Consider the following 24,978-nt stretch of genomic DNA (forward strand, 5'->3'; position numbering starts at 1 on the left):
GGTGGCCTCGACCGGGCGCGTCGCGTCCGCATCCGCTTCCATCGGCGGGGTGGTGGACCGCTTCGTGGCGGCCGCGTTCGTTCCCGGCTTCGTCGTATTCAGCCTGATCAGCGGCAAGCAGCCGCATTACCTGCTGCCGCTGCTGCCGGCGCTGGCCCTGGCCGGCGGGGTGCGCCTCGGCGCCGGCCGCTGGCGCGTGGTGGGCTGGCGCGTCGGGCTGGTGCTGGCGCTCATCGGCATCGCGGTGGCGATCGGCCTGGGCCGGCTGGCCACCGATCGCGCCGGCCGTGCGGGAGCCATCGCCTGCGGCGTACTCATCGTCATCGTGGGACTGGCGTACGTGTGGCAGCGGGCGCCGTCGCTGCCGGTGAGCCTCGCCGCGCTGGGCATGCTGGCGGCGCTGCTGCTGTGCAAGCTTGCCTTCGTGCTCGGCGCCGGCCCCCACTACGACGTCAAGACGGCGGCCCGGCGCGTGGCCGCCGCGCAGCAGGCGGGTGTCCCGCTGCTGTTCGCCGGGCCACAGTACGGCCTGCTCACCTTTGCCGGGCGGCTGACTGCGCCGATCCCGGCGACCACCGACCCGGCCGCTGTCGCGGCGTGGGCGCGCGTGCATCCGCAAGGGTGGGTCATCAGCGGCGAGCCGGGCTACCAGTACCCGGCCCCGCCGTTGTACCGGCAGCCCTATCGCGACGGCAGCCTGCGCATCTGGCATGCCGGCGACATCGTGGGGACGGCAGCGGCGCCACCGGTGGATCCTCGGCGTGGCTAGTAGGCGGCCCGGCCGGAACGCGCCGCGATCGCCTGCAGCAGTTCGAGGTTCAGTGCGTGCTGTTGCGCCTGCCAGCCGGCGAGCTGCGCGGGGTCGATCACCGGCTGCTCGTCCAGCGCAGACAGCTTGCGCTTCCACCATTGGCGGTAGCGGTAGTGCGAGACCTCGCCATTGATGTCGCTGCCGACCAGGCCGTGGCGCAGGCTGTCGATCAGCGCCCGCGCATGGTCGAGCTGCAGGCGGCCCTGGTCCCAGTTGGTGCGGGCCACCTCGGGCGCGAACGCGTCCTTGTCGATCGACAGGTAGCTCGGCGCGGCCTGCGTGCGCTGGTGCTCGACAAACGCGTCGACCAGCGCCGCAGGCGTATCGAAACCGTGGAACGCCCGCGCCAATCCGAGCCGGCGCGCCCAGCTGGTATCCACGCCGAGGCTCCAGTAGCTCAGCTTGCCGCGCCACAGCGGCGCGAGGTAGTTCTCCCAGGCGTGGCCGCCGCCGATGTCGGGCGAGGTAATGCCGAGCACGTGCACGTGGCTCACCTGCGGCAGCATCGCCACCTTGCGCACCCACGAGCCGCAATGCACGCCGAACGGGAAGCGCATGTTGTCCGGGTGGTTGTCCAGCACCACGACCTGGAACGGCGCGGCCGGCCGCAAGCGCGCGATCAGCGGCCAGCTGAGGTGGTGGAAATCGCCGCTGCCCAGGAACACGGTGCCGTACTCGGCCGGCAGCAGCTCGTCCAGCATGGTGCGGAAACGCCGCATGTCCGCCAGCGAGCAGCCGAAGCGGATCGACTCCTGCCAGTGTTCCAGCGGCAGCACCAGCCGGCCGGGCAGGGGGCCGACCGAGCGGTCGATGTCGAGCACGACGGGGCGGTTCGCGAGGTCATTCATCGGCGGCTTCCGCGGCCGCCTGCCAGTGGCGGTCGCTCTCGAAATGGCTGCCCAGCCGGCGCAGCAGCGCGCGCAGCAGGGGATTGCGGGCGTACACCGCATGGCGGGTGAAGGTCATGCGGGCGCCGAGGAAGGATTTCACCTCGGGGTCGGTCCAGCCGGCCACGTAATGGCTCAGGCCGCGCCGGCGCGCATGCCCGAGGTTGTGCATCCAGCTGACGAAGTACAGGTTGTGCTCGCGCGCCGCGGGGTAGGCGAGGCCGATGTACTTGTCGACCAGCTTGCCGCCGTACTCGTAGCACAGGTTCCAGCCGATCATCCTGCCTTGGTGGCGGTAGACGAACACCACGCCGCCGCTGGCCGCGTCCTGCAGCAGCAGGCGGAAGAAGTCCGCGCCGAGGCGGTCGAAGTGGATGGTGCTCTGCGCGTACACGTTGTCGAACAGCGCCTGGAACGCGGCCAGCGTCGCCTCGTCGCGGAAGCAGGCGTCGCCGGTGCGCAGCGTCTCGATCTCGAGATCGGCGCGCGAGCGCAGCTTGCGCCGGATGTTCTTCCGCCGGCTGTAGCTGAGCCTGGCCAGGTATTCGTCGTCCGAGCCGAAGTCGATCGGCACGAAGGCCAGCGCCTGGCCTTCCAGCAGCACGAAGCCCGCCGCCGCGCAGGCCGCGGCGAAGGCGCGCGCGTGGGCGTTGGCCGCGTCGTCCAGCAGCGGCGAATCCTGCGCGATGTCCTTCACGATCAGCAGGGCGCATTCGCCCCCGAAGGCGGCTTTCAGCCCCTGCGCCAGCGCCGCCGGCGCCACGTCCGGCGGCAGCGGCGCGTACTCGGTCACCGTGGTGCCCGCGAAGCGGGTGCGCCAGCGCAGCAGGCGGCTCCAGTGGCGGTACAGCGGCAGCGCGGCCACGCGGCGGCGCAGCGCGTCGTCGGCCGTGGTCAGCAGGTCGAACGGCGCCACGAAGGCCGGCATGCCCTGCGGCGAATGGTCCACCTCGAAGCCGGCCGGCGGCTCGGCCATGAACGCGGCGAGCAGCGCGTCCGGTTCCAGTTGCGAAATGAAAGGCATGCGTAAGCGAGTTTGCCTAGACTGTGCTGGCCAATAGCTTGACCGGCCCACCTTGCGCCGGCCTTCCATTGTCGCCCGCCACCAAGGACCCCGCCATGACCGGAACGATCCAGCAGCAAGTGTTCGAGCTCGTCGCCACACAGGCCAAGGTCGACGTGGCCAGCGTGAAGCCCGAGTCCACCCTGAAGGACCTCGGCATCGCCTCGCTGGAGGCGATCGAGCTGATCTTCGATATCGAAGAGCACTTCAACATCAACTTCCCCGACCAGCAGGGCGCCAATTTCGACAGCGACACGGCGCAGAGCCTGGTCGACGCCGTGCAGAAGGCGCTGGACGAAAAGGCCGCCGCCGGCGAGGGCGCGAAGTGATGCAAGGTGATCCGGCACGCCGTATCGCCATCACCGGGATGGGCGCGATCAGCCCGCTCGGCGTCGGCGCCGGGGCGCTGTGGCAGGGCCTGCGCGAAGGCCGCAGCGCGATCGGCCCGCTGCAGCATCCCGATGCCGGGCGGCTGCGCGTGAAGGTCGCCGCGCAGGTGCCCGGCAGCTTCGACCCGGCGGCGAACATCGACGAGCGCACCCTGCCGATGCTCGATCGCACCTCGGAATTCGCGCTGCACGCGGCGCGCGAGGCGGTCACGCAGTCCGGGCTGGACTTTCGCCAGGGCCAGCTCGGCCTGCGCACCGCAGTGATCGTCGGCACCGGCGTGGGCGGCGAAACCACCCAGGACGAACAGAGCCGGCGCCTGTACGGAGAGAATTCCAATCGCGCCCATCCACTGACCATCGTGCGGCTGATGACCAACGCCTCGGCCAGCCAGATCAGCATTGCCTGGGGCCTGCGCGGCCCCACCTTCGCGGTGGCCAGCGCTTGCGCTTCGGCCAATCATGCGATCATCCAGGCGGCGCAGATGATCCGCTGGGGCCTGGCCGACGTCGCCATCACCGGCGGCACCGAGGCCTGCCTCACCTACGGCGCGCTGCGCGCCTGGGAAGCGATGCGCGTGCTCGCCGACGACACCTGCCGCCCGTTCAGCGCGAACCGGCGCGGCCTGGTGCTCGGCGAGGGCGCCGGCATCTTCGTGCTGGAATCCATGGAACATGCGCAGGCGCGCGGCGCCACCATCCTCGCCGAACTGGCCGGCAGCGGCATGACCGCCGACGCCACCGACATCGTGATGCCCAGCGCCGATGGCGCGGCCGCCGCGATGGGCCAGGCGCTGGCCGACGCCGGGCTGAATCCCGCGGACGTCGACTACATCAACGCCCACGGCACCGGCACGCAGGCCAACGACGTCACCGAGACCCGCGCGATCCGGCTCGCCTTCGGCGCGCACGCCGACCGCCTCGCGGTGTCCTCGACCAAGTCCATGCACGGCCACGCGCTGGGCGCCTCCGGCGCGCTGGAGCTGGTGGCGGTGATCGGCGCGCTGCGCGACGGCGTGGTGCCGCCCACCGCGAACCTGGACCAGGTCGATCCGGCCTGCGACCTGGACTACGTGCCGAACGTGGCGCGCGAGATGCCGGTGCGCGCGGTGCTCAGCAACTCGTTCGCGTTCGGCGGGTTGAACGCGGTGCTGGCGTTGAAGCGGGCGCCGTGAGCGGCGGCGCCTCAAGCAAGCCCGCCTCCCGCTCGTCATTCCTGCGAAGGCAGGAATCGCAGTGCCTTAGCCTTTGTGTTGCTACAAGTCACAAAGCGGTTTCGTGCGCCTGCCGGTGCCCGAGTTACTTTCTCTTTGCGTGCTCAAAGAGAAAGTAACCAAAGAGAAAGAGCACCCCGATTGGCGCTTGCCGCCCATCCATGGGCGGCAAGTCTGTGAGGCGGGGCCTGGCTTTTCGGCCGGGCCTCCTGCCCGGTCGAAAAGGCATCGCCCTCCATGGCGATGCCCGCTGCGCGGCCTGATCGTCCACGCCTCACCGCCGCCGAGGAGCCCCGAAGAGTAGGCGCGCGTCGTGCGCGCCAGAAGCCAAGTGCCGCGAGCTTGCGGGCCATTGCCCCCGACAGCTTTTCACTTGACGGGTTTTGCGCTGATCACCGACGCACGTGAGATTTTTTCGCGCAGCATCTCCGCCTCGATGCTCAGAGTGACCAAGGATTTGCTCCATTCCGCATCTTGGATGGCTTGCTTGTCGTTCGGTGGTAAGTCGCCCATGACATCGGCAACGAACTGCAGCTGATCCGACTGACGGCGAACCGTGACGCGGAATCCATCCCCCTTATCCGTACGGTTGCCAATGATCGCGAAGTCGCCTTGAATATCCAGCACCTTGGAATGCTCACGCTCGGGCTGCGCAATTTCATGAGCTTCTTCAGCGGTAACCGGTACACCTTTGGTCTCGAACCTGTCGCCCGGGCGCGTGGCCTTCAAGAATCGGTTCGCCGTGATCTGTACATCCTCTTCAACGCTACGAAGCGCTGGCTGCCGAGTCATCGCATCACGCATGATTTCCATGCGCCGCGTCTCTTCCTGTGACTGCTGAATCCTGGCCTCGATATTCTTGCTGTCCAGTTCCGCGCGACTCTGCAGCTCTTTCTCTTTGATGCGGTGATTCAGCCACGCCTTGTACATCACGGGCGAGGTGATCATGAGCCCAATGCTCAGCACAGCAATCAATGCTTCCACACCGTTCATGCGTCCGATTGCCGCCTCTGTGATTTTAATGAGCTGATCCGACAGGTCCGCCGTGAACAGCGACGACCCCTTCTCGACTTTGACCACCACTTCAAGCTCGTCGCGCTCATCATCGCGTAAGCGACGCAGGTTTGCATCGCCGTATCGTACCCCCGCAAAGGCACGATTAATGTCCTTCTGAACATCGAGGAGCGGCGGCATGATGCGTGTGGGCACCGTGCTTTGCCAATCGTGTCCCTTCGCATCTAGCGACCAAACCGGCCAGCCCGCGAAGCGCAAACGCGCGGCATCGAGAGATGCTTCGCCGGAAACCGCTGCCTCCAAGGTATCCCATGCGTCCTCTTCGCTACGAATGACCAATGCGTTGCCGTCATCGTCACCCATGTATGTACTTGCTCCTGCCATTGCTTCTCTCCCCCTGTATCCAAAACGGGAGCAGAGTAGCTTGTCTGACAAACTGAGTGCACGCTCTGGACCTTTGAATTGACCGCGATGCTCGATGTGGTACTTCTGGCGCGCAGGATGCACGCCCGCTGTCCCGGGCCCTTCGACGGCGGTGGGAAAAAGGTGCCGCAAGGAAAAAGGTGCCAGGGACAAATAGCTGCAAAGCGAGGTCAGATTCAATTACCACAGCCCCACCATCCAGCACGGCTCACGCAGCCCGCGGCTGGATATGCGCCAAAGCCCCCTGCAACTCGCGCCGTGCGACCTCCAGTTCGTAACGCTTCTGCAGGTTCATCCACAGCTCGGGCGTGGTGCCGAAATAGCGGGCAAGGCGCAGTGCGCTGTCGGCGGTGATGCCGCGCTTTTCGTTGGCGATGTCGTTCACCCGTGCAGCCGTGACGCCAATGGCGCGCGCCAGCGCGTTGCTCGACAGGTCGAGTGGCCGCATGAACTCCTCGCGGAGGATTTCGCCCGGATGCACCGGCGGCAGCAGTTTGGTGGCCATGGTCGTTTCCATTCCCGTCGTCAGTGGTAGTCGCAGATTTCCACGTCGAAGGCGTCGCCGCCGTTCCATCGGAAGCACACGCGGAACTGGTCGTTCACCCGGATGCTGTGCTGGCCGGCACGATTGCCCTTGAGCGCCTCCAGACGGTTGCCAGGTGGTATCCGCAAATCTGCCAATACCGCCGCTGCGTCCAGGTACTCCAGCTTGCGGCGAGCAGGTCCTTCGATGTTCGCGAAGCGACGGACACGCGTGCCGTTGAACAAGGCTTCCGTATCCTCGTCGGCAAACGTCTTTATCATGAACTTACCGTATATCGAGTAACGATAAGTTGCAAGTCGGTGCGTTGCCGCTCTGATGCTTGCGGAGGCGGTGAGGCAAGGGCCTCCTCCCCCAACCCTTCTCCCGCAAGCGGACGGGGGGAGAGCGAGATCATCGCGAGCACCCCCTCACCCCAGCCCTCTCCCCGAAGGGGAGAGGGAGAAAGGCGAAGGACCGAAAAACAAAAGGCCCGGCGGTTTCCCCCCGGGCCTTTCGTTTGTACCGTGAGCGCGATCAGCCCTTCTTGGCCTTCGTCAGCAACTGATCCAGCAGCGACATCGCCAGATCGATCTCCTCGTGCGTGATGTCCAGCGACGGCGCGAAGGTGATCACGTTCTTGTACCAGCCGCCCACGTCGAGCACGAGGCCGATCTTCTTGCCGTTGTGTTCCAGGTCGCCGGCGAGGCCGATGTCGACCATCTTGTCGAGCAGGGCCTTGTTCGGGGTGAAGCCGTCCTCGGTGCAGATCTCGGCGCGCAGCGCCAGGCCGAGGCCGTCGACGTCGCCGATTTCCTTGTGCTTCTTCTGCAGCCCGCGCAGGCCTTCGAGGAAATGCGCGCCCTTCACCGGCACGGTTTTCTCGTAGTCCAGCTCGTAGCCCATCTTGATGACTTCGAGGCCCAGCGAGGTGCCCAGCGGGTTGGAGTTGAACGTGCTGTGCGTGGAGCCCGGCGGGAAGATCGTCGGGTTGATCAGCTCCTCGCGCGCCCACAGCCCGGACAGCGGGTTGAGGCCGTTGGTGAGCGCCTTGCCGAACACGATCACGTCCGGGGTCACGCCGAAGTGCTCGATCGACCACAGCTTGCCGGTGCGCCAGAAGCCCATCTGGATCTCGTCCACCACCATCAGGATGCCGTACTGGTCGAGCACCTTCTTCAGGTCCTTGAAGAAGTTCATCGGCGGCACGACGTAGCCGCCGGTGCCCTGGATCGGCTCGACGTAGAACGCGGCGTACTCGCACTGGTTGGTCTTGGGGTCCCACACGCCGTTGTATTCGGTCTCGAACAGGCGCGCGAACTGGCGCACGCAGCTGTCCGAATATTCTTCCGCCGTCATGCCCTTGGGGCGGCGGAACGGGTACGGGAACGGCAGGAACATCGCGCGCTCGCCGAAGTGGCCGAAGCGGCGGCGGTAGCGGTAGCTCGAGGTGATCGACGAGGCGCCCAGGGTGCGGCCGTGGTAGCCGCCCTCGAAGGCGAACATCAGGCTCTTGCCCTGCTTGTAGTTGCGCACCAGCTTCAGCGAATCCTCGATCGCCTGCGCGCCGCCCACGTTGAAGTGCACGCGGCCGTCGAGGCCGAACTTCTTCTTCGCGTCCAGCGCCACCGTCTTGGCCAGCTCGATGCGGGTCTGGTGCAGGTACTGGCTGGCGACCTGCGGCAGCACGTCGATCTGGCGCTTCAGCGCGTCGTTGAGGCGCTTGTTGCCGTAGCCGAAGTTGACCGCCGAATACCACATCTGCAGGTCGAGGAACGGCGTGCCGGCGGTGTCGTACATGTAGCTGCCTTCGCCGTGGCGGAAGATCTTCGGCGGGTCGACGTAGTGCACGGTGTCGCCGAAGGAGCTGTACTTCGCCTCATCGGCGAGCAGTTGCGCGTCGTCGATGAAACCGACGGCGTTCTTGTCGATTTTCATGGTCTGGGTCCGGGAAACGGTTTCTGGGGATGCTGCGGGGAAGGGGCAGGCGGCGCCGGCGGTCAGGCTGCCGCTGCCTCGTGGTAGCGCACGTGATGCACCAGGCTACCGTCGAGCAGGCGCGGCAGGTACTCCAGCGCGTCCTCGAAGCCGGTGATCGGCATGTAGGGGATGCCGGCGGCGCGGCAATGCTCGATCAGGCGGTGCTTGGCGAACACGAAGTCGACGCGGTCGGCCGCGCAGAAATCCGAGGCGCCGTCGCCGATCAGCAGGGTCTTCGCGCCGCCCTGGCGGGCCTGCGCCACGCAGGCGCACTTGCAGGTGCCGCTGCGGCAGCCGTCGGCCTGGAACGGCGAGGTCAGCTGCCACTGCTTCGGCGGCTCGGCCGGCGCCAGGTGGTTGGCGGCCAGCGGCAGATCGTCCAGGCCGTAGCGGCCGAGGATCTGGTGGATCGCGTAGTCGAGGCCGTCGCTGACGATGCGGATCGGCACGCCCAGCTCGCGTGCCTTCGCCACGAAGCCGGGGAACGCATGGTCGATCCACAGCTCGCGCAGGTGCTCGTCCAGCTCGGCGCGGGTCATCTGCAGCAGGTCGACCTGGCCGGCCATGCACTCGCGCGAACCGATGCGGCCGGCACGCCAGTCCTGCTCCAGCACTTCCCAGCCCGGGCGGCCGAAGCGGTCGAGCAGGGAGTCGATCACGTCCTCGACGGAAACGGTGCCGTCGAAATCACACAGGATGGTCCAGCCAGAGGGGGACATCGGAAACTCGCAACCATGACGATGGCTTGCAGGGTAGGCAGCCTGCCTTTCGGCCTCCTTTCCCTGCGTGCCCGCGCCGCGCGCCGCGACCAAACCGCAGCTGAGCGGCGCGCGGGCGCGGCCAACCGCCGGCGTCCCAGGCCGTTTAAGCTGCCGACCTCCCCGGCCCGTCCCCTTCATGCATCCCGATCGCCTGCCCCTGCTGCTTGCCTTGCTGTGCCTGTCGCTGGCGCCGGTGGCGGCGCGCGCCGACGACGGCGCGACCACCGTGGCGGTCGGCGCAGGCATGCAGCGCATGCCTGCCTGGGCCGGCTCGCGCCACGAGCGCGTGGACCCGATCCCGTTCGTGGACATCGAGCTGCCGCGCGCGGGCTTCAGCCTGTCCACCCAGAACGGCCTGCAGTTCGACCTGATCCGCGGCCAGCAGCTGCACGGCGGCCTCTACGGCAGCTTCCAGTGGGGGCGCGACCGCGACGATCTGCGCACGCTGGCCGGCAAGGTGCCGGCGCTGGCGTCGCGCGCCACCGGCGGCGGCTACCTGGAGTGGGACTTCACCCCGCAGCTGAACCTGAGCGCCTTCCTCAGCCACGACCTCGCCGGTGCCGGCGCCTACACCGAGCTGCAGCTCGAGTGGGACCCGCCCATGCCCGGCCTGATGGAGCAGTCGCTGCAGCTGCGCTGGCAGTCGATGAACGGCGCGGCGATGCGGCGCTTCTTCGGCATCACGCCCGACGCCGCGCAGGCGCTGGGCGTGCCGGCGTGGGCGCCGGGCGCGGGCAGCCAGCAACTGGCGCTGGCCTGGGACCTGTTCCTGCCCACCAGCCGTCACACCGGCCTGGCCGCCTCGCTGGAATACGCCCGCCTGCTCGGCAACGCCGCGTCCAGCCCGCTGGTGGCCCGCTTCGGCACGCGCAACCAGGTGTCCTGCTCGCTGGCCTTCGTCTACCACCTGTAGGCCGCCCGGAGCCCGTGCATGGCCAGGCCGCAGGCAGGTAAGAAAGAACTAAGCGGCCGCCGCCAGAATGACCGCATGCGCCTTCCCCGCCTGCTGCCATTCACTGTTGGACCGTCGTGTCCGCGCCTGCCCGGCCTGGGCCTCGTGCTGGCGCTGGCCGGCTGCGCCAGCTACGCGCCGCAGCCGCTGGGCACGGGGCAGGGCGCGGCCGACGTGGCGCACCTGACCGCGCCCACCGCGGCGATGTCGCTGCCGACGCTGGCCGCGCATCGCTTCGACCCGAGCGACGGCCTGGACGCCACCGAGGTGGCGATGCTGGCGGTGGCGAACAGCCCGGCCCTGAAGCTGCAGCGCGACGCGCTGGGCATTGCCCGCGCGCAGGCCTTCGCCGCGGGCCTGCTGCCCGATCCGCAGCTCAGCTTCGGCGCGGACTTTCCGCACGACTCCGGCAGCGGCCTCACCCGTGCCTACAACCTCGGTCTCAGCCAGGACGTGAGCGCGCTGCTGCTGCGCTCCTCGCGCCGGCACGCGGCGAACGCGCAGGCCGAACAGGTGAACCTCGACCTGCTGTGGGCGGAATGGCAGACCATCGCGCAGGCGCGCCTGCTGTTCGGCCAGGTGCAGGGCCTGCGCGCGCAGCAGGTCGAGCTGGATGCCGAAGTGCAGGCTCTGGCGCCGGTGGACCGGGCGGTGCAGGCGGCGCTGGCCGCGGGCAACCTCAACTACGACGGCGCCAGCGCGGGGCTCAACGCGATGGCGGACGCGCGCAAGCGCGCGGGCGACAACGCGGTGGCCCTGCACCAGGCCGAAAGCGACCTGCGCCAGCTGCTGGGCCTGGCGCCCACCGCGCCGCTGGAGCTGGCCGGCGCGCCGTACCAGGCCGAGCCCGATGCCGCGCAGCTGCAGGCGGCGCTGGCCGACCTGCCGCGGCGGCGCCCCGACCTGCTGGCGCTCGAGGCCGGCTACCGCGCGCAGGAGGCGCGGCTGCGCGGCGCCATCCTCGCCCAGTTCCCCGCGATCACCGTGGGCCTCACCCGCGCGCGCGACACCAGCAACATCACCACCAATGGTTTCAGCATCGGTCTGACGCTGCCGCTGTTCGACCGCAACCGCGGCAACATCGCGATCGAGACCGCCACCCGCCAGCAGCTCAAGGACGACTACGACGCACGCCTGCTGGCCACGCGCAGCGACATGCAGCGCCTCTCTGCCGACCTCGCCACGCTGGACCGCCAGCGGGCGGCGCAGATCGCGCATGCGCAAAGCCTCGACGCCGCGCGCCGTGCCGCGGAGCAGGCCTGGCAGCAGGGCCTGCTCGACTGGCCGACCTATCTCGCCATCCGCGGCAACGCGCTGGCCGCCGACATGGACCTGCTCGCGCTGCGGCAGGCACGCGCCACCGCCGCGATCGCGCTGGAGGCCTTGCTGGGCCACACGGATCTCGCCAATGAACGGACGTCCAAACCATGAAGCGAACCCTGATGGCGCGCGCCGTCGCGCTGGGCCTGATGACGCTGCTGGCCGCCTGCGCCAAGGGCGGCGGCGACGATGAACACGCCGGCGAGGCCAAGGGCGTGGCGCTGGTCACCACGGCGATGCCGGTGCAGCGCAGCTTCCACGACAGCGTGGCGGCCTGGGGCAGCGCGGCGGCCGATCCGCATGCCGCGCGCTCGATCAGCCTCGCGCACGGCGGCCAGGTGGTCGCGCTCAAGGTCAGCGCAGGGCAGACGGTCGGGCGCGGCCAGCCCTTGCTGGTGGTGACGCCCGATCCCGCGGCGCGCAGCGCGTACCAGCAGGCGCAGAGCGCGGCGACGCTGGCGCAGGGCGAGCTGCAGCGCACCGAACAACTGGCGGCACAACACCTGGCCACGCAGTCGCAAGTCGCCATCGCGCGCAAGGCGCTGGCGGATGCGCAGTCCGCGCTGGCGGCGCAGCAGGCGCTGGGCGGCGGCGCGGCCGAGGAAACCGTGGCGGCGCCGGACGACGGCGTGGTCACCGCGGTGCCGGTGACGCTGGGCGACCGCTTCGCCGCGAACGCACCGCTGCTCGGCTTCATGCCCGCGCATGCGCTGATCGCCGCGCTGGGCGTGCAGCCCGATGCCGGCACACGGCTGCGCGCGGGCATGCCCGTGTCCGTGCATGGCGTGTACGGCGACGGCGCAACCTTCACCGGAAAGCTCGTCATGGTGGGGCGCGCGGTCGACCCGCAGACCCACCTGCTGCCGGTGCAGGCCGAGCTGCCCGCCGGCGCCGATGCCACGCTGGTGGCCGGCGCCGCGATCGAGGCCGCGATCCAGAGCGGCGACTACACCGCCTGGGCGGTGCCGCGCGCCGCCGTGCTGCACGACGAGCAGGGCGACTACCTGTTCCAGTTCGACCACGGCAAGGCGCATCGCGTGGACGTGCAGCTGCGCCAGCCGGCCGGCGACAGCGTGGGCGTGCTCGGCAAGCTCGACGCGCAGCTGCCGGTGATCGTTCAGGGCGCCTACGAACTGGACGACGGCGCGGCTGTGCGCCAGGGCGATCGCCAGGCCGACGGCGAGCGCAAGCCGTGATCGCCGCACCGATGACGATCACCCAGTGGATGCACCAGCACCGGCGTTCGCTGCTGTTCCTCGCCTTGATCCTCGCCATCGGCGGCATCGCCGGCGCGTTCAACCTGCCGGTCTCGCTGTTTCCCAACGTGTCGTTCCCGCGCGTGCGCGTATCGCTGGACGCCGGCGACCAGCCCGCTGACCAGATGGTGGTCGCCGTCACCCGGCCGGTGGAGGAGGCGATCCGCCGCGTGCGCGGCGTGCGCGAGGTGCGCTCCACCACCAGCCGCGGCAGCGCCGAGATCAACATCGGCTTCGACTGGGGCGCGGACATGGGCCGCGCCCTGCTCGACGTGGATGCCGCGATGGGCGAGGTGCTGCCGCGCCTGCCGCCCGGCATCAACGTGGCGGCGATCCGGCTCGATCCCACGGTGTTCCCGATCCTCGCCTACAGCCTGCGCTCGGACACGCTCACGCCCGCCCAGCTGCACGACATCGCCGAGTTCCAGCTGCGTCCGCTGCTGTCCGGCGTCGGCGGCGTGGCCCAGGTGGACGTGCAGGGCGGCGACGTGGCCGAGTTCCACGTGGACGTGGACGTGGCGCGGCTGCGCGCGCAGGGCCTCACCCTGGCCGACCTCGATCACGCGGTGGCGAATGCCGCCACCATCCAGTCGATGGGCCGCCTGCAGGACCACTACAAGCTCTACCTGCTGCTGGCGAACAACCAGCCGGCCACCGCCAGGGCGCTGGGCGACATCGTGCTGCGCGCCGATGCGCACGGCGTGCTGCGCCTGGCGGACGTGGCCACGGTACAGATGAGCCACCAGCCGCAGTGGGTGCGCACCACGGCGGATGGCCACGACGCGGTGCTGATGCAGGTGTTCCAGCAGCCCAGCGGCAACAGCGTGCAGATCGCCCGCGACGTGAAGCAGCGCCTGGCCGACTACGGGAAGCAGGCGCCCAAGGGCCTGCGCATCGCCAACTGGTACGACCAGAGCCAGCTAGTGCTGGGCGCGGCCGGCAGCGTGCGCGACGCGATCCTGATCGGCATCGTGCTGGCTGGTCTGGTGCTGTTCGTGTTCCTGCGCAACGCGCGGGTGATCCTGGTGGCGATGATCGTGGTGCCGGGCACGCTGGCGATCACCGTGCTGCTGCTCGACCTGCTGCACATGAGCTTCAACATGATGACGCTGGGCGGCATGGCGGCCGCGGTGGGCCTGTTGATCGACGACGTGATCGTGATGCTGGAACACATCATGCGCCGGTTGCGCGACGGCACGGGGCCGGTGCGTGAGCGCATCGCTGGCGCGGCGTGGGAATTCACCCGCCCGCTCACCGGCTCCAGCGCGGCCACGGTGGTGATCTTCCTGCCGCTGGCCTTCCTCACCGGCGTCACCGGCGCGTTTTTCAAGGCGCTGTCGCTGACCATGGCCAGCGCGCTGGTGATCTCCTACCTGCTCACCTGGGTGGTGGTGCCGCTGCTGGCCGAGTGGCTGATCGACGAGCGGCATGCCGTGGAGCATCCGCCGGGCCGTTTCTCGCAACGCCTGCTGGCCGGCTACGAACGCACGCTGGGGCGCCTGCTGCAGCGGCCGGTGCTGGTGCTGGCCGGGGTAGTGCCGCTGCTGGTGGCGGGTGCGCTGGCCTATGGCCAGGTCGGCAGCGGCTTCATGCCGAGGATGGACGAGGGCGGCTTCGTGCTGGATTACCGCTCGCTGCCGGGCACCTCGCTGGACGAAACGGACCGGCTGCTGCAGCAGGTCGAGCAGATCATCCGCGCGAATCCCAACGTGGACACCTACTCGCGGCGCACCGGCCTGCAGCTGGGCGGCGGCCTCACCGAGGCGAACACCGGCGACTTCTTCGTGCGCCTGAAGAACGGCGCGCGGCCATCCACGGCCACGGTGATGGAGCAGGTCCGCCAGCAGGTCGTGGCCAGGGTGCCGGGCCTGGACGTGGACGTGGCGCAGCTGATGGAGGACCTGATCGGCGACCTCACCGAGGTACCGCAGCCGATCGAGATCAAGCTGTACGGCGACGACGAGGCCCAGCTCGGCACCACCGCGCAGCGGGTGGCTGCGGCCATCGCCAAGGTCGACGGCGTGGCCGAGGTGCGCAACGGCATCAACCCCGCGGGCGACGCACTGGACGTGCAGGTCGATCCGGTGAAGGCCGGCCTCGCCGGGCTCGACCCGGTGGCGGTGGCGCAACAGGTCTCCGACGCGGTGGCCGGCAACGTGGCCGCGCAGCTGCCGCAGGGGCCGAAGATGGTCGGCGTGCGCGTGTGGCTGCCGCCGAATGCGCGCGCGCAGCTGGAGCAGTTGCAGGCCTTGCCGATCCGCGCCGGCGACGGCCACGTGCTGCCGCTGTCCGCGCTGGCCACGATCCGCGCGGTGCAGGGCCAGCCGCAGATCAACCGCGACAACCTCAAGCGCATGGTGGCGGTGACCGCGCGCATCGTGGGCCGCGACCTCGGCTCTACCGTGAATGACGTGAAGCGGGTGCTGGCGAAGCCGGGTCTGCTGCCGCCGGGCATGTACCATGAGCTGGGCGGCCTGTACGCGCAGCAGCAGATCGCCTTCCACGACCTCACCGTGGTGATGCTGGCGGCGATCGCGCTGGTGTTCACCCTGCTGCTGTTCCTCTACGAGAGCTTCCGCGTGGCGCTGGCGATCATGGCCGCGCCGCTGCTGGCCCTGTCCGCCGTGTTCGTGGGGCTGTGGGTCACCGGCATCGAGCTCAACATCTCCGCGCTGATGGGCATGACCATGATCGTGGGCATCGTCACCGAGATCGCGATCTTCTACTTCACCGAGGCGGCCGACGCCGAACAGCGCATGCCGCTGCCCGACGCGCTGCGCTACGCCGGCCACCACCGCATGCGGCCGATCCTGATGTCCACCATCGCCGCGATCCTCACCCTGCTGCCGCTGGCGTTCGCGCTCGGCCAGGGCTCGCAGATGCAGCAGCCGCTGGCGGTGGCGATCATCGCCGGCATGTTGGTGCAGGTGCCGCTGGTGCTGCTGGTGATGCCGGTGCTGTACACGGTGCTGCGCCGGCGCGGCGCCGCGCCGGCGACCTGAACCGCCGTTTCCTAGCCACGAGGACCGCTGCCATGACCCTGTTGACCCGCACGCTCCTGTCTGCCGCGCTGCTGGCGTCGGCCTCCGCCGCCAGCGCCGCCACGCCGCCGCCCAGGCTGCTGAACCAGCTGCAGCTGGGCGGGCCGGGCGGCTGGGATTACCTCAGCTTCGACGCGGCGCACCGCCACCTGTTCGTCAGCCGCGGCGACCGCGTGCTGGTGGTCGATGTCGATGCCGGCCGCCAGGTCGGCAGCATCGCCGGCACCGGCGGCGTGCACGGCATCGCGCTGGCGCCGGCGTTGCACCGCGGCTTCACCAGCAACGGCCACAGCGCTTCGGTGACGGTGTTCGACCTGGACACGCTGCAGACCGTGGCCACGGTCGGCGGCACCGGCGCCAACCCCGACGCGATCCTCTACGACGAGGCCTCGCACCACGTGTTCACCTTCAACGGCAGGAGCCGCACGGCCAGCGTGATCGACCCGGCGAAGAACGCGGTGGTCGGCAGCATCGCGCTGCCCGGCAAGCCGGAGTTCGCGGTGGCCGACGGCGCCGGCCACGTCTACGTGAACATCGAGGACAAGTCGGAGCTGGTCCAGCTCGATTCGATCGCCGGCAAGCTGCTGCAGGCCTGGCCGCTGGCGCCGTGCGAATCGCCCAGCGGGCTGGCCCTCGACAACCCGCACCACCGGCTGTTTGCGGTGTGCGACAACCGCACGATGGCGGTGCTCGACGCGGTGGACGGCCACCACGTGGCCGATGTGCCGATCGGCGACGGCCCGGACGCGGTGGTGTTCGACGCGGCCGAGGCGACGGTCTACAGCTCCAATGGCGAGAGCGGCACGGTCACCGCCGTGCACGAGGACGACCCGGACCACTACCGCGTGACGGCGACCATTCCCACCCAGACCAGCGCGCGCACGCTGGCGCTCGACCCGAAGCTGCATCGGCTGTACCTCTCCGCGGCACGCCTCGGCGCGACCAGACAGGCCAACGGCCGGCCGACGGTCGAGCCGGACAGCTTCGGCATCCTCGTCGTCGGGCGGCCCTGAGCCGCCCGTCAGGGCAGCGGCGGGATCACCACGCGCACGCGCAGGCCGCTGCCGTATGGCGAGTCGAGCAGCTCGATGCTGGCGTGGTGCAGCTCGGCCGCGCGCTGCACGATCGACAGGCCCAGGCCGTAGCCGTCGCCGCGGCTGCCGGTCTCGCGGTGGAAACGCGCGAACACGCCGGCGCGGTGCTCGGCGGGAATGCCGGGGCCGTCGTCGGTCACGTCGACCAGCGCGCCCTGCGCGGTGCGGTCGAGCGACAGCTGCACCCGCCCGCCGGCCGGGGCGTGGCGCAGCGCGTTCTCCAGCAGGTTGCGCAGCAGCGCCGCGAGGGCGGCCTCGTAGCCCTGCACCGCCACCTGCGGCATCAGCCGCGCGAAGCTCAGCTCCGCGCCGCTCTCGGCGATCACCGGCGCCAGTTCCTCGATGACGTCCATCGCCACGGCGACCAGGTCGACCCGGCTGCGCTGGCCCGATGCGGCGCCCGCTTCCAGCCGGGCCAGCGCCAGCAGCTGCTCGACCCGCCGCGCCAGCGCGGCGAGGCCGTGCTGGGCGCTGCCCAGCGCGAGGTTCAGTTCGGCCGGGTCGGTGCTGGTCATCGCGCTTTCGAGGTTGATCGTGGCCGAGGCCAGCGGCGTGCGCAGCTCGTGCGCCACGTCGGCGCTGAAGCGTCGCTCGCGCTCCAGGGCATCTTCCAGCCGGGTCAGCTGTTCGTTCAGCGCCGCCAGCACCGGCTGCAATTCCTGCGGCGCGTCGCCCAGCAGCACCGGCTCGTGGCTGCCCGGCTCCCGCGACGACAACGCACGGGTCAGCGCCTCCAGCGGGCGCAGGCCGCGGCGTATCGCCCAGCCCACCAGCAGGGCCAGCAGCGGCAGGCCCACCAGCAGCGGCAGGCTGTGCTCCAGCCACACCGCGTGCATGATCTCGTCGCGGCTGTCGTAGCGCTCGCCGGTGCGGATCACCACGCGGTTCGCGGTGTCGTGCAGGGTGAACACGCGCCAGCGGTACGGCCCTAGCCGCACGTCCTGGAAATCCGCGTCGCCGGCCTGCGGCGGCGGCATGCCGGCGAGGTTGGCGGTGGCCAGCACCATGCGGCCGGTGCGGTCGAACACCTGGAAGCCGACCTCGGACTCGTAGGTGTAGCGCTGCCGCGGCGGGCTGCCGACGAGGCGGGCCTCGATCGGCACCAGCAGGCGGTCGGCATCGCGGCGCTGCAGGGCGTCCAGGTCGGCATGCGCGATCAGCACCTGCAGCGTCCGCGCCGACTGCGCCAGCCGGCCGTCGGACAGCTCGCCCACTTCGCGGACAGTGCGCTTGAAGCTGAGCACGCCCAGTGGCAGCAGCACCGCGGCGAGCACCACGATGATCAGCCAGCGCAGCCGGCCGTGCAGGCTCGCCGGCCTCACTTCGGCTCCCGCGCGATCATGTAGCCGAAGCCGCGCACGGTCTGGATGGTGTCGAAGCTCAGCTTGCGGCGCAGGGTGTGCATCAGCACCTCCAGCGCGCTGGAGCCGACCACGTTGTCCAGGCCGTACAGGGAATTTTCCAGGTTCTCGCGGCGTACCAGCCGGCCGGCGCGTTCCATCAGGATCTGCAGCAGGGCGAACTCGCGCTTGGTCAGCTCCACCCGCTGGCCGCGGAAAACCACCTCGGAGGTGCCCAGGTCCAGGCTCAGCGCGCCGGCCTCGATGCGGTTGGCGGCCAGCCCCTGCGTGCGGCGGGTCAGCGAGCGGATGCGCGCGGCCAGTTCCTCCAGGTGGAACGGCTTGGTCAGGTAATCGTCGGCGCCGGCGTCGAGGCCGCTCACGCGGGCCTCCAGGCCGTCGCGCGCGGTCATCACCAGCACCGGCGTCTTGACGTGCGCGCGGCGCGCCTCGACCAGCACGTCCAGGCCGTCCTTGCCGGGCAGGCCGAGGTCGAGCAGCACCAGGTCGGCGGTCTCGTCGCGCAGCGCGAGCAGCGCCTCGCGGCCGTCGCGCAGCCAGCTCACCGTATAGGCGAGGCGTTCCAGCGCGCGCTGGATCGCCGCGCCGAGCTGGAGATCGTCTTCCACCAGGATGATGTGCACGGACAGGTTCCTCCAGCCGACCTGCGCGCAGGTCGGCGCATGCGGGGATTATCCAGCCATCCGCTTACGAAGTGCTTAAGCCGGGCCGTCATGCGTTGCGGCGCATTTGCCGCCCGTTCGGGCCGGACGATAGAATCGGGCGGCGTGACGTGTGGCCATTCGGGTGATTGCAAGGATCGCCCGCGGTACGGCATGCGGTGGCGTTGTCCCGCCATGGCATGCGGATGCCCATGAAGTGCCGGGGTGCCCGTCCCGTTGCCGGCGGCACCGACGACCTTTCCAATGAGCGCTGCGACCGATGCCCGACAACGCCCTGCCCAGCGCCATCGTCTGCCTGCCCTTCGCGGCCAGCGTGGCGGTGTCCCTGCTGCGTGGCCGCTGCGGCGGCCACAAGCTGGCGGCGTGGCTGATGACGGCCACCGCGCTGCTCGGACTGGTGCTTTCGCTGTGGCTGTACCCCGCGCTTGCCGCCGGCGGGGTATGGCGCCAGGTCATCCCGTGGGCGCCGGGGCTGGACCTGGTGCTGCGGGTGGACGGTTTCGCCTGGCTGTTCATGCTGCTGGTCTGCGGCATCGGTGCGCTGGTGGGGCTGTACGCGCGCTACTACATGTCGCCGGACGATCCGCTGGCGCGCTTCTACGCGTTGCTGCTGGCGTTCATGGGCTCGATGCTGGGCATCGTGACGGCGGGCAACGTGATCCAGCTGGTGTTCTTCTGGGAGATGACCAGCCTGTTCTCGTTCCTGCTGATCGGCTACTGGCACCACGGCGCGTCGGCCCGCGACGGCGCGCGGATGGCGCTGATCGTCACCGCCGGCGGCGGCCTGTGCCTGTTCGCCGGCGTGCTGCTGCTGGGCCATATCGCGGGCAGCTATGATCTCGACGCGATCCTCGCCGCCGGCGACGCGGTGCGCGCACATGCGCTGTACACGCCCACGCTGCTGCTGGTGCTGCTCGGCGCGTTCACCAAGAGCGCGCAGTTCCCGTTCCACTTCTGGCTGCCGCAGGCGATGTCGGCGCCCACCCCGGTGTCGGCCTACCTGCATTCGGCCACCATGGTGAAGGCCGGCGTGTTCCTGCTGGTGCGCTTCTGGCCGGTGCTGGGCGGCACCGGCGAGTGGTTCTGGATCGTCGGCGGGGTGGGCCTGGTCACGCTGGTGCTGGGCGCGTACTCGGCGATGTTCGAGCAGGACCTGAAAGGCGTGCTGGCCTATTCGACGATCAGCCACCTGGGCCTGATCACCATGCTGGTCGGCCTGGGCAGCGCGCTGGGCGTGGTGGCGGCGATCTTCCACATCGTCAACCATGCCACCTTCAAGGCCTCGCTGTTCATGGCCGCCGGCGCGGTCGACCACGAGGCCGGCACGCGCGACCTGCGCCGGCTCGGCGGGCTGCGCCGGGTGATGCCGGTCACCGCCACGCTGGCCCTGGTCGCGGCGGCGGCGATGGCCGGCGTGCCGCTGCTGAACGGCTTCCTGTCGAAGGAGATGTTCTTCGCCGAGACGCTGGCCGGCCGGCATGGCCCGCTGCTGGACGTGCTGACGGCGGTGCTTGCGGTGGCGGCCAGCGCGTTCGGCGTGGCCTACTCGATCCGCTTCGTGCGCGGGGCGTTCTTCGGCCGCCTGGCTACTGGCCTGCCGCGCCAGCCGCACGAGCCGCCGCTGTGGATGCGCGTGCCGATCGGCCTGCTGGCGCTGGCCTGCCTGCTGGTGGGCGTACTGCCGGCGCGGGTGATCGGGCCGTCGCTGCGGCTGGCGGCCGGCGCGGTACTGGGCGACGGCATGCCGGCCTACAGCCTGGCGGTGTGGCACGGCCTGACCACGCCGCTCGTGATGAGCGTGTGCGCGTTCGTGGCCGGCTGCCTGCTGTTCGCCGGCCTGCGCCGCCGTTTCGCCGGCCTCGAGGCGGCGCCGCTGACCGGGCGGCTCAGCGGCAAGCGCATCTTCGAGCGCGCACTGGCGGTGTTCGCCGCAGATATCCCGCGGCGGATCGAGCGCCGCTACCCGAGCCGCCGGCTGCAGCCGCAGCTGCTGCTGATCGTGCTGCTGGCGTTGCTGGCCGGCACCTTGGCGGCGACCAGCGCGCCGTTCGGCTTCCATCCGCGCTGGTCCAGCGTCGACCCGGCGTTCGCGCTGCTGTGGCTGCTCGGCGCGGCCTGCGCGATCGGCGCGGCGAGCCAGGCCAAGTTCCACCGCCTCGCCGCGCTGGTGCTCACCGGCGGCGCGGGGCTGGTGTCGTGCGTGAGCTTCGTGTGGCTGTCGGCGCCGGACCTGGCGGCGACCCAGCTGCTGGTCGAGGTAGTCACCACGATCCTGATCCTGCTCGGCCTGCGCTGGCTGCCCAAGCGCATCGAGGGGCTGGCGCCGGAGAGCCGCGCGCACCGCTTCCGTCGCCGGCGCGACGTCTTCATCGCGATCGCGGTGGGCCTGGGCGTGGCCACGCTCGCCTATGCGGCGATGATGCATCCGGTGGCCGACTCGATCTCACGCTTCTTCCTCGAGCGGGCCTATACCGAGGGCGGCGGCCGCAACGTGGTTAACGTGATCCTGGTCGACTTCCGCGGCTTCGACACGCTGGGCGAGATCAGCGTGCTGGCGATCGTGGCGCTGACCGTGTTCGCCCTGCTGCGCCGCTTCCGTCCGGCGGCCGAGAGCATCGACGCGCCGCTGCAGCAGCAGCGGCAGGCGGCGCCCGACGCGGACCAGCCCGGCCGCGCGCCCGACCATTCGCTGACCGACTACCTGATGATCCCGGGCCTGATCATCCAGCTGATGTTCCCGCTGATCCTGCTGTTCGGGCTGCACCTGTTCCTGCGCGGGCACGACCTGCCGGGCGGCGGTTTCGTCGCCGGCATCACCGTGTCGGTGGCGCTGATCCTGCTGTACATGGCGCGCGGCGCACGCTGGGTGGAGGCGCACCTGCGCGTGCTGCCGGTGCGCTGGATCGGCGCCGGCCTGCTGCTGGCGGCGGGCACCGGACTGGGCTCGCTGGCGTTTGGCCGTCCCTTCCTCACCTCGTATTTCCGCTACGCGGAGCTGCCCCTGCTGGGCCAGCTGCCGCTGGCCTCGGCGGTGCTGTTCGACCTCGGCGTGTTCTGCGTGGTGGTGGGCGCCACCACGCTGATGCTGATCGCGCTGGCGCACCAGTCGCTGCGCCGTCCGCGCCAGGCGGCGGATGCGCCGGCCGCGGCGGGAGGGCCGGGCTGATGGAACTGGTGCTTGCCGCTGCGATCGGCATCCTCGCCGCCTCCGGCGTGTGGCTGCTGCTGCGCCCGCGCACGTTCCAGGTGATCATCGGGCTGACCCTGATCTCCTACGCGGTGAACCTCTTCATCTTCTCCATCGGCGGCCTGCGCACCGGCGCCGACCCGGTGCTGCAGGGCGCGGCCGGCGACCTCGCGCAGTACGCCGACCCGCTGCCGCAGGCGCTGGTGCTCACCGCGATCGTGATCGGCTTCGCCACCACCGCGCTGTTCCTGGTGGTGCTGCTGGCCTCGCGCGGGCTGACCGGCAACGACCACGTCGACGGCGAGGACGGCACGCCGTGAACAACCACCTGATCATCGCGCCGATCGTCACGCCGCTGCTGGTGGCCGCGCTGCAGCTGCTGGTGGGCGAGAAGCGCCGGCGCATGGTGCTGGCGCTGAGCATCGCCTCGTGCGTCGCGCTGGTGCTGCTGGCCGCCGCGCTGATGCTGGCGGTGTCCGGTGACGGCGCGCCGGCGGCGGTGTACCGCCTCGGCGACTGGCCGGCGCGTTTCGGCATCGTGCTGGTGGCCGACCGGCTGTCGGCGCTGATGGTGCTGCTCACCGGCGTGCTCGCACTGGCGCTGCTGCCGTACGCGCTGGGCCGCTGGCAGCACCGCGGCGGCCACTTCCAGCCGCTGCTGCAGTTCCTGCTGATGGGCCTGAACGGTGCCTTCCTCACCGGTGACCTGTTCAACCTGTTCGTGTTCTTCGAGGTGCTGCTGGCGGCGTCCTACGGCCTCGCCCTGCACGGCTCGGGCGCGCGGCGGGTCAGCGCGGGGCTGCACTACATCGCGGTGAACCTCACCGCCTCGATGCTGTTCCTGCTCGGCGTCAGCCTGATCTTCGGCGTCACCGGCACGCTCAACATGGCGGCGCTGGCCGAGCTGATTCCGCACGTGCCCGAGCGCACCCGCGCGCTGCTGCATGCGGGCGCGGCGCTGCTCGGCGTGGCGTTCCTGATCAAGACCGCGATGTGGCCGCTGGGCTTCTGGTTGCCGCGCACGTATGCGGCTGCGTCGCCGGCGGTGGCGGCGATGTTCGCGCTGATGACCAAGGTCGGCATCTATGTCTTGCTGCGGCTGGGCCTGCTGCTGTTCGGCGCCGGCGCCGGTCCGGCGTCCGCCCATTTCGGCAGCGGCTGGATGCTGTGGGGCGGGGCGGCCACCGTGGCTGCCGGCGTCGTCGGCATGCTGGGCGCGCGCGACCTGGCCAAGCTGGCCGGCTACAACGTGGTGATCTCCTCCGGCACCCTGCTCGGCGCGATCGGCCTGCAACAGCCGGCGGTGACCGCCGGCGCGCTGGCCTACCTGGTGATCTCCACACTGGCGATCGCCGCGTTCTTCCTGGTCGTCGGCCTGCTCGCCTCCGACGGCGACGACGAGACCGACGACAGCCTGAGCCTGGAGCCGTACGAGCAGCCGGGCGAAACGGCAGCGAACGAAAGCCTGTACGCGCAGGAGGACGAGCGGCCGGTGGTGATCCCCGCGCCGATCGCGATGCTGGGCGTGAGCTTCAGCGCCTGCGCGCTGCTGCTGGCGGGGTTGCCGCCGCTATCCGGCTTCCTGGCCAAGTTCGCGCTGCTGGCGCCGATGCTCGACGGCGGCGCGCGGTCCGGCGCGGGCGTGCTGTTCGCGCTGGTCGTCGTGGCCGGTTTCGGCACGGTGATCGCGCTGTGCCGCGCCGGCATCCAGATCTTCTGGGTCGAGCCGGAGCGGATCTTCCCGAAGGTGCATCTGGTCGAGAGCGCCTCCATCGCGATCCTGCTCGGCCTGTGCCTGCTGCTCACCGTGCTGGTCGAGCGGCCGCTGCGCTACCTGCGCGACACCGCCGGCCAGCTGCATGCGCCGGCCGGCTACGTCCACGCGGTGCTGCCGCCGGGGGAGGCCGCGCCATGATCCGGCGCTGGCTGCCGTACCCGATCCTGTCCGCGCTGCTGCTGGCGGTCTGGCTGCTGCTGCAGCAGAGCGTGGCGCCGGGCACGATCCTGCTCGGCGCGCTGTTGGGCGTCGCGCTGGCGAAGGTGTTCGGCCTGCTGCGCCCGCCGAAGGCGCGGCTGCGCCACTATCCGCTGCTCGGCCGGTTGTTCCTGCGCGTGGTGCTGGACATCTTCCGCTCGAACCTCGCGGTGGCCCGGCTGATCCTGCGCCGCGACAGCCGCACGCGCTCCGGCTTCGTGGCGATCCCGCTGACCCTCACCGACCACCACGGTCTCGCCGTGCTGGCGTGCATCATCACCTCCACGCCGGGCACGATCTGGGTCAGCTACGACCCCGACGCGAACATCCTGCTGATCCACGTGCTGGACCTGGTCGACGAGGCGGGCTGGATCGATTCGATCAAGCGGCGCTACGAGCGCCCCCTGCTGGAGATCTTCCAATGAGCCACGGCCTGCTTGGCGCCGCCGTCATCGTCGCGCAGATCCTGCTGCTGCTGGCGATGAGCTTCTCGATCATCCGCATGGTGCGCGGCCCGCGCGCGCAGGACCGCGTGCTGGCGCTGGACGCGCTGTACGTCAACGCGATGCTGCTGCTGCTCACCGTCGGCATCCGCAGCGGCAGCCTGCTCTACGTCGAGGCCGGCCTGATCATCGCGCTGCTCGGCTTCGCCGGCACGGTGGCGCTGTCGAAATTCCTGATGCGCGGGCAGGTGATCGAATGAGCCGCCTCGACGCGCTGCCGCCGTGGGCGGCGATCCTGGTGGCGGCCTTCGTGCTGCTGGGCGCGCTGTTCGCCTTCGTCGGCTCGCTCGGCCTGCTGCGCCTGGAGAACTTCTACCAGCGCGTGCACGCACCGACCCTGGGCACCACGCTGGGCACGTTCTTCATGCTGGCCGGCTCGATCACCTGCTTCTCGGTGCTGCACGGCCGGCCGATCTTCTACGAGATCCTGATCGGCGTGTTCCTCACCCTGACCACGCCGATCACCCTGATGCTGCTGGTGCGCGCCGCGCTGTACCGCGACCGCGAGGAAGGCTCGCAGGACGTGCCGCAGCTGACGCCGAAGGACTGACGCGCGGAGCCGCCGCAA

General features: G+C 70.2%; 22 protein-coding genes and 1 pseudogene. 14 read left to right on the forward strand and 9 right to left on the reverse strand.

Annotated elements, in window-relative coordinates:
- Nucleotides 1-769 (forward strand): annotated as a pseudogene (locus RHOFW104R8_RS07710) (glycosyl transferase); the annotation flags it as partial.
- Here RHOFW104R8_RS07710 and RHOFW104R8_RS07715 read toward each other — a convergent pair.
- Together RHOFW104R8_RS07715 and RHOFW104R8_RS07720 are read right to left on the reverse strand one after the other, a co-directional pair.
- Nucleotides 766-1,659 (reverse strand): arginase family protein, encoded by an 894-nt coding sequence (locus RHOFW104R8_RS07715; protein ID WP_068094228.1) that lies wholly within the window; start codon nt 1,657-1,659, stop codon nt 766-768. The pseudogene RHOFW104R8_RS07710 and the gene RHOFW104R8_RS07715 sit on opposite strands and share 4 nt — an antisense overlap.
- Complete coding sequence (locus RHOFW104R8_RS07720) at nt 1,652-2,722, reverse strand: GNAT family N-acetyltransferase (RefSeq protein ID WP_068094230.1); 1,071 nt, start codon at nt 2,720-2,722, stop codon at nt 1,652-1,654. The genes RHOFW104R8_RS07715 and RHOFW104R8_RS07720 overlap by 8 nt, the downstream gene beginning before the upstream one ends.
- Before the next feature lie 95 nt (nt 2,723-2,817).
- Here RHOFW104R8_RS07720 and RHOFW104R8_RS07725 point away from each other — a divergent pair, with 95 nt between their 5' ends.
- Nucleotides 2,818-3,090: an acyl carrier protein gene (locus RHOFW104R8_RS07725; protein WP_068094232.1), complete on the forward strand. Its 273-nt coding sequence runs from the start codon at nt 2,818-2,820 to the stop codon at nt 3,088-3,090.
- A complete protein-coding gene (locus RHOFW104R8_RS07730; protein WP_068094236.1) occupies nt 3,090-4,322 on the forward strand; it encodes a beta-ketoacyl synthase in 1,233 nt (410 codons plus the stop codon). The genes RHOFW104R8_RS07725 and RHOFW104R8_RS07730 overlap by 1 nt, the downstream gene beginning before the upstream one ends.
- 408 nt (nt 4,323-4,730) lie before the next feature.
- On the opposite strand, the gene RHOFW104R8_RS07735 is transcribed toward RHOFW104R8_RS07730, so the two are convergent.
- From RHOFW104R8_RS07735 to RHOFW104R8_RS07755, 5 genes are all read right to left on the reverse strand, one after another.
- The gene (locus RHOFW104R8_RS07735; protein WP_068094240.1) at nt 4,731-5,738 is read right to left on the reverse strand and encodes a hypothetical protein; all 1,008 of its coding nucleotides are present in this window, start codon (nt 5,736-5,738) and stop codon (nt 4,731-4,733) included.
- A 268-nt stretch (nt 5,739-6,006) separates the two neighbouring features.
- Nucleotides 6,007-6,303: a HigA family addiction module antitoxin gene (locus RHOFW104R8_RS07740; protein ID WP_068094583.1), complete on the reverse strand. Its 297-nt coding sequence runs from the start codon at nt 6,301-6,303 to the stop codon at nt 6,007-6,009.
- A 20-nt stretch (nt 6,304-6,323) separates the two neighbouring features.
- On the reverse strand, nt 6,324-6,602 hold the full coding sequence (locus RHOFW104R8_RS07745) for a type II toxin-antitoxin system RelE/ParE family toxin (protein ID WP_063089526.1): 279 nt from the start codon (nt 6,600-6,602) through the stop codon (nt 6,324-6,326).
- Between the two features lie 253 nt (nt 6,603-6,855).
- Nucleotides 6,856-8,256 carry an aspartate aminotransferase family protein gene (locus tag RHOFW104R8_RS07750; protein WP_068094244.1) on the reverse strand — a complete coding sequence of 467 codons (1,401 nt, stop codon included), beginning with the start codon at nt 8,254-8,256 and terminating at the stop codon, nt 6,856-6,858.
- 62 nt (nt 8,257-8,318) lie between these two features.
- A complete protein-coding gene (locus RHOFW104R8_RS07755) occupies nt 8,319-9,017 on the reverse strand; it encodes an MtnX-like HAD-IB family phosphatase (protein ID WP_068094248.1) in 699 nt (232 codons plus the stop codon).
- A gap of 178 nt (nt 9,018-9,195) precedes the next feature.
- On the opposite strand from RHOFW104R8_RS07755, the gene RHOFW104R8_RS07760 reads away from it, so the two are divergent.
- The 5 genes from RHOFW104R8_RS07760 (at nt 9,196) to RHOFW104R8_RS07780 (ending at nt 16,641) form a co-directional block, all read left to right on the forward strand.
- Nucleotides 9,196-9,972 carry a MipA/OmpV family protein gene (locus RHOFW104R8_RS07760; protein WP_068094251.1) on the forward strand — a complete coding sequence of 259 codons (777 nt, stop codon included), beginning with the start codon at nt 9,196-9,198 and terminating at the stop codon, nt 9,970-9,972.
- Between the two features lie 75 nt (nt 9,973-10,047).
- A complete protein-coding gene (locus RHOFW104R8_RS07765; protein ID WP_082823563.1) occupies nt 10,048-11,442 on the forward strand; it encodes a TolC family protein in 1,395 nt (464 codons plus the stop codon).
- Nucleotides 11,439-12,527: an efflux RND transporter periplasmic adaptor subunit gene (locus tag RHOFW104R8_RS07770; RefSeq protein ID WP_235604384.1), complete on the forward strand. Its 1,089-nt coding sequence runs from the start codon at nt 11,439-11,441 to the stop codon at nt 12,525-12,527. The genes RHOFW104R8_RS07765 and RHOFW104R8_RS07770 overlap by 4 nt, the downstream gene beginning before the upstream one ends.
- An 11-nt stretch (nt 12,528-12,538) precedes the next feature.
- The gene (locus tag RHOFW104R8_RS07775; protein ID WP_068094587.1) at nt 12,539-15,589 is read left to right on the forward strand and encodes an efflux RND transporter permease subunit; all 3,051 of its coding nucleotides are present in this window, start codon (nt 12,539-12,541) and stop codon (nt 15,587-15,589) included.
- Between the two features lie 32 nt (nt 15,590-15,621).
- Nucleotides 15,622-16,641 carry a YncE family protein gene (locus RHOFW104R8_RS07780; RefSeq protein ID WP_068094256.1) on the forward strand — a complete coding sequence of 340 codons (1,020 nt, stop codon included), beginning with the start codon at nt 15,622-15,624 and terminating at the stop codon, nt 16,639-16,641.
- Between the two features lie 8 nt (nt 16,642-16,649).
- On the opposite strand, the gene RHOFW104R8_RS07785 is transcribed toward RHOFW104R8_RS07780, so the two are convergent.
- Together RHOFW104R8_RS07785 and RHOFW104R8_RS07790 are read right to left on the reverse strand one after the other, a co-directional pair.
- Nucleotides 16,650-18,044 carry a HAMP domain-containing sensor histidine kinase gene (locus tag RHOFW104R8_RS07785; RefSeq protein ID WP_068094260.1) on the reverse strand — a complete coding sequence of 465 codons (1,395 nt, stop codon included), beginning with the start codon at nt 18,042-18,044 and terminating at the stop codon, nt 16,650-16,652.
- Nucleotides 18,041-18,706 (reverse strand): response regulator, encoded by a 666-nt coding sequence (locus tag RHOFW104R8_RS07790; protein WP_068094263.1) that lies wholly within the window; start codon nt 18,704-18,706, stop codon nt 18,041-18,043. Before RHOFW104R8_RS07790 ends, RHOFW104R8_RS07785 begins: the two co-directional genes overlap by 4 nt.
- Nucleotides 18,707-19,004: 298 nt before the next feature.
- Here RHOFW104R8_RS07790 and RHOFW104R8_RS07795 point away from each other — a divergent pair, with 298 nt between their 5' ends.
- The 6 genes from RHOFW104R8_RS07795 to mnhG are packed head-to-tail and all read left to right on the forward strand — an operon-like array spanning nt 19,005 to nt 24,960.
- Nucleotides 19,005-21,911, forward strand: coding sequence for a monovalent cation/H+ antiporter subunit A (locus RHOFW104R8_RS07795; RefSeq protein WP_068094269.1), 2,907 nt, complete (start codon nt 19,005-19,007; stop codon nt 21,909-21,911).
- Complete coding sequence (locus RHOFW104R8_RS07800) at nt 21,911-22,252, forward strand: Na+/H+ antiporter subunit C (protein ID WP_068094272.1); 342 nt, start codon at nt 21,911-21,913, stop codon at nt 22,250-22,252. The genes RHOFW104R8_RS07795 and RHOFW104R8_RS07800 overlap by 1 nt, the downstream gene beginning before the upstream one ends.
- Entirely contained in the window at nt 22,249-23,847 is a 1,599-nt protein-coding gene (locus RHOFW104R8_RS07805; protein WP_068094275.1) for a monovalent cation/H+ antiporter subunit D, read from the forward strand. The genes RHOFW104R8_RS07800 and RHOFW104R8_RS07805 overlap by 4 nt, the downstream gene beginning before the upstream one ends.
- Nucleotides 23,844-24,332, forward strand: coding sequence for a Na+/H+ antiporter subunit E (locus tag RHOFW104R8_RS07810; protein ID WP_068094278.1), 489 nt, complete (start codon nt 23,844-23,846; stop codon nt 24,330-24,332). Before RHOFW104R8_RS07805 ends, RHOFW104R8_RS07810 begins: the two co-directional genes overlap by 4 nt.
- On the forward strand, nt 24,329-24,610 hold the full coding sequence (locus RHOFW104R8_RS07815; protein WP_068094287.1) for a K+/H+ antiporter subunit F: 282 nt from the start codon (nt 24,329-24,331) through the stop codon (nt 24,608-24,610). The genes RHOFW104R8_RS07810 and RHOFW104R8_RS07815 overlap by 4 nt, the downstream gene beginning before the upstream one ends.
- The gene (mnhG, locus tag RHOFW104R8_RS07820; protein WP_068094288.1) at nt 24,607-24,960 is read left to right on the forward strand and encodes a monovalent cation/H(+) antiporter subunit G; all 354 of its coding nucleotides are present in this window, start codon (nt 24,607-24,609) and stop codon (nt 24,958-24,960) included. The genes RHOFW104R8_RS07815 and mnhG overlap by 4 nt, the downstream gene beginning before the upstream one ends.
- Nucleotides 24,961-24,978: the final 18 nt, after the last annotated feature.

Origin of the sequence: Rhodanobacter sp. FW104-R8 (assembly GCF_001617365.1) — a bacterium.
Taxonomy (GTDB): domain Bacteria; phylum Pseudomonadota; class Gammaproteobacteria; order Xanthomonadales; family Rhodanobacteraceae; genus Rhodanobacter.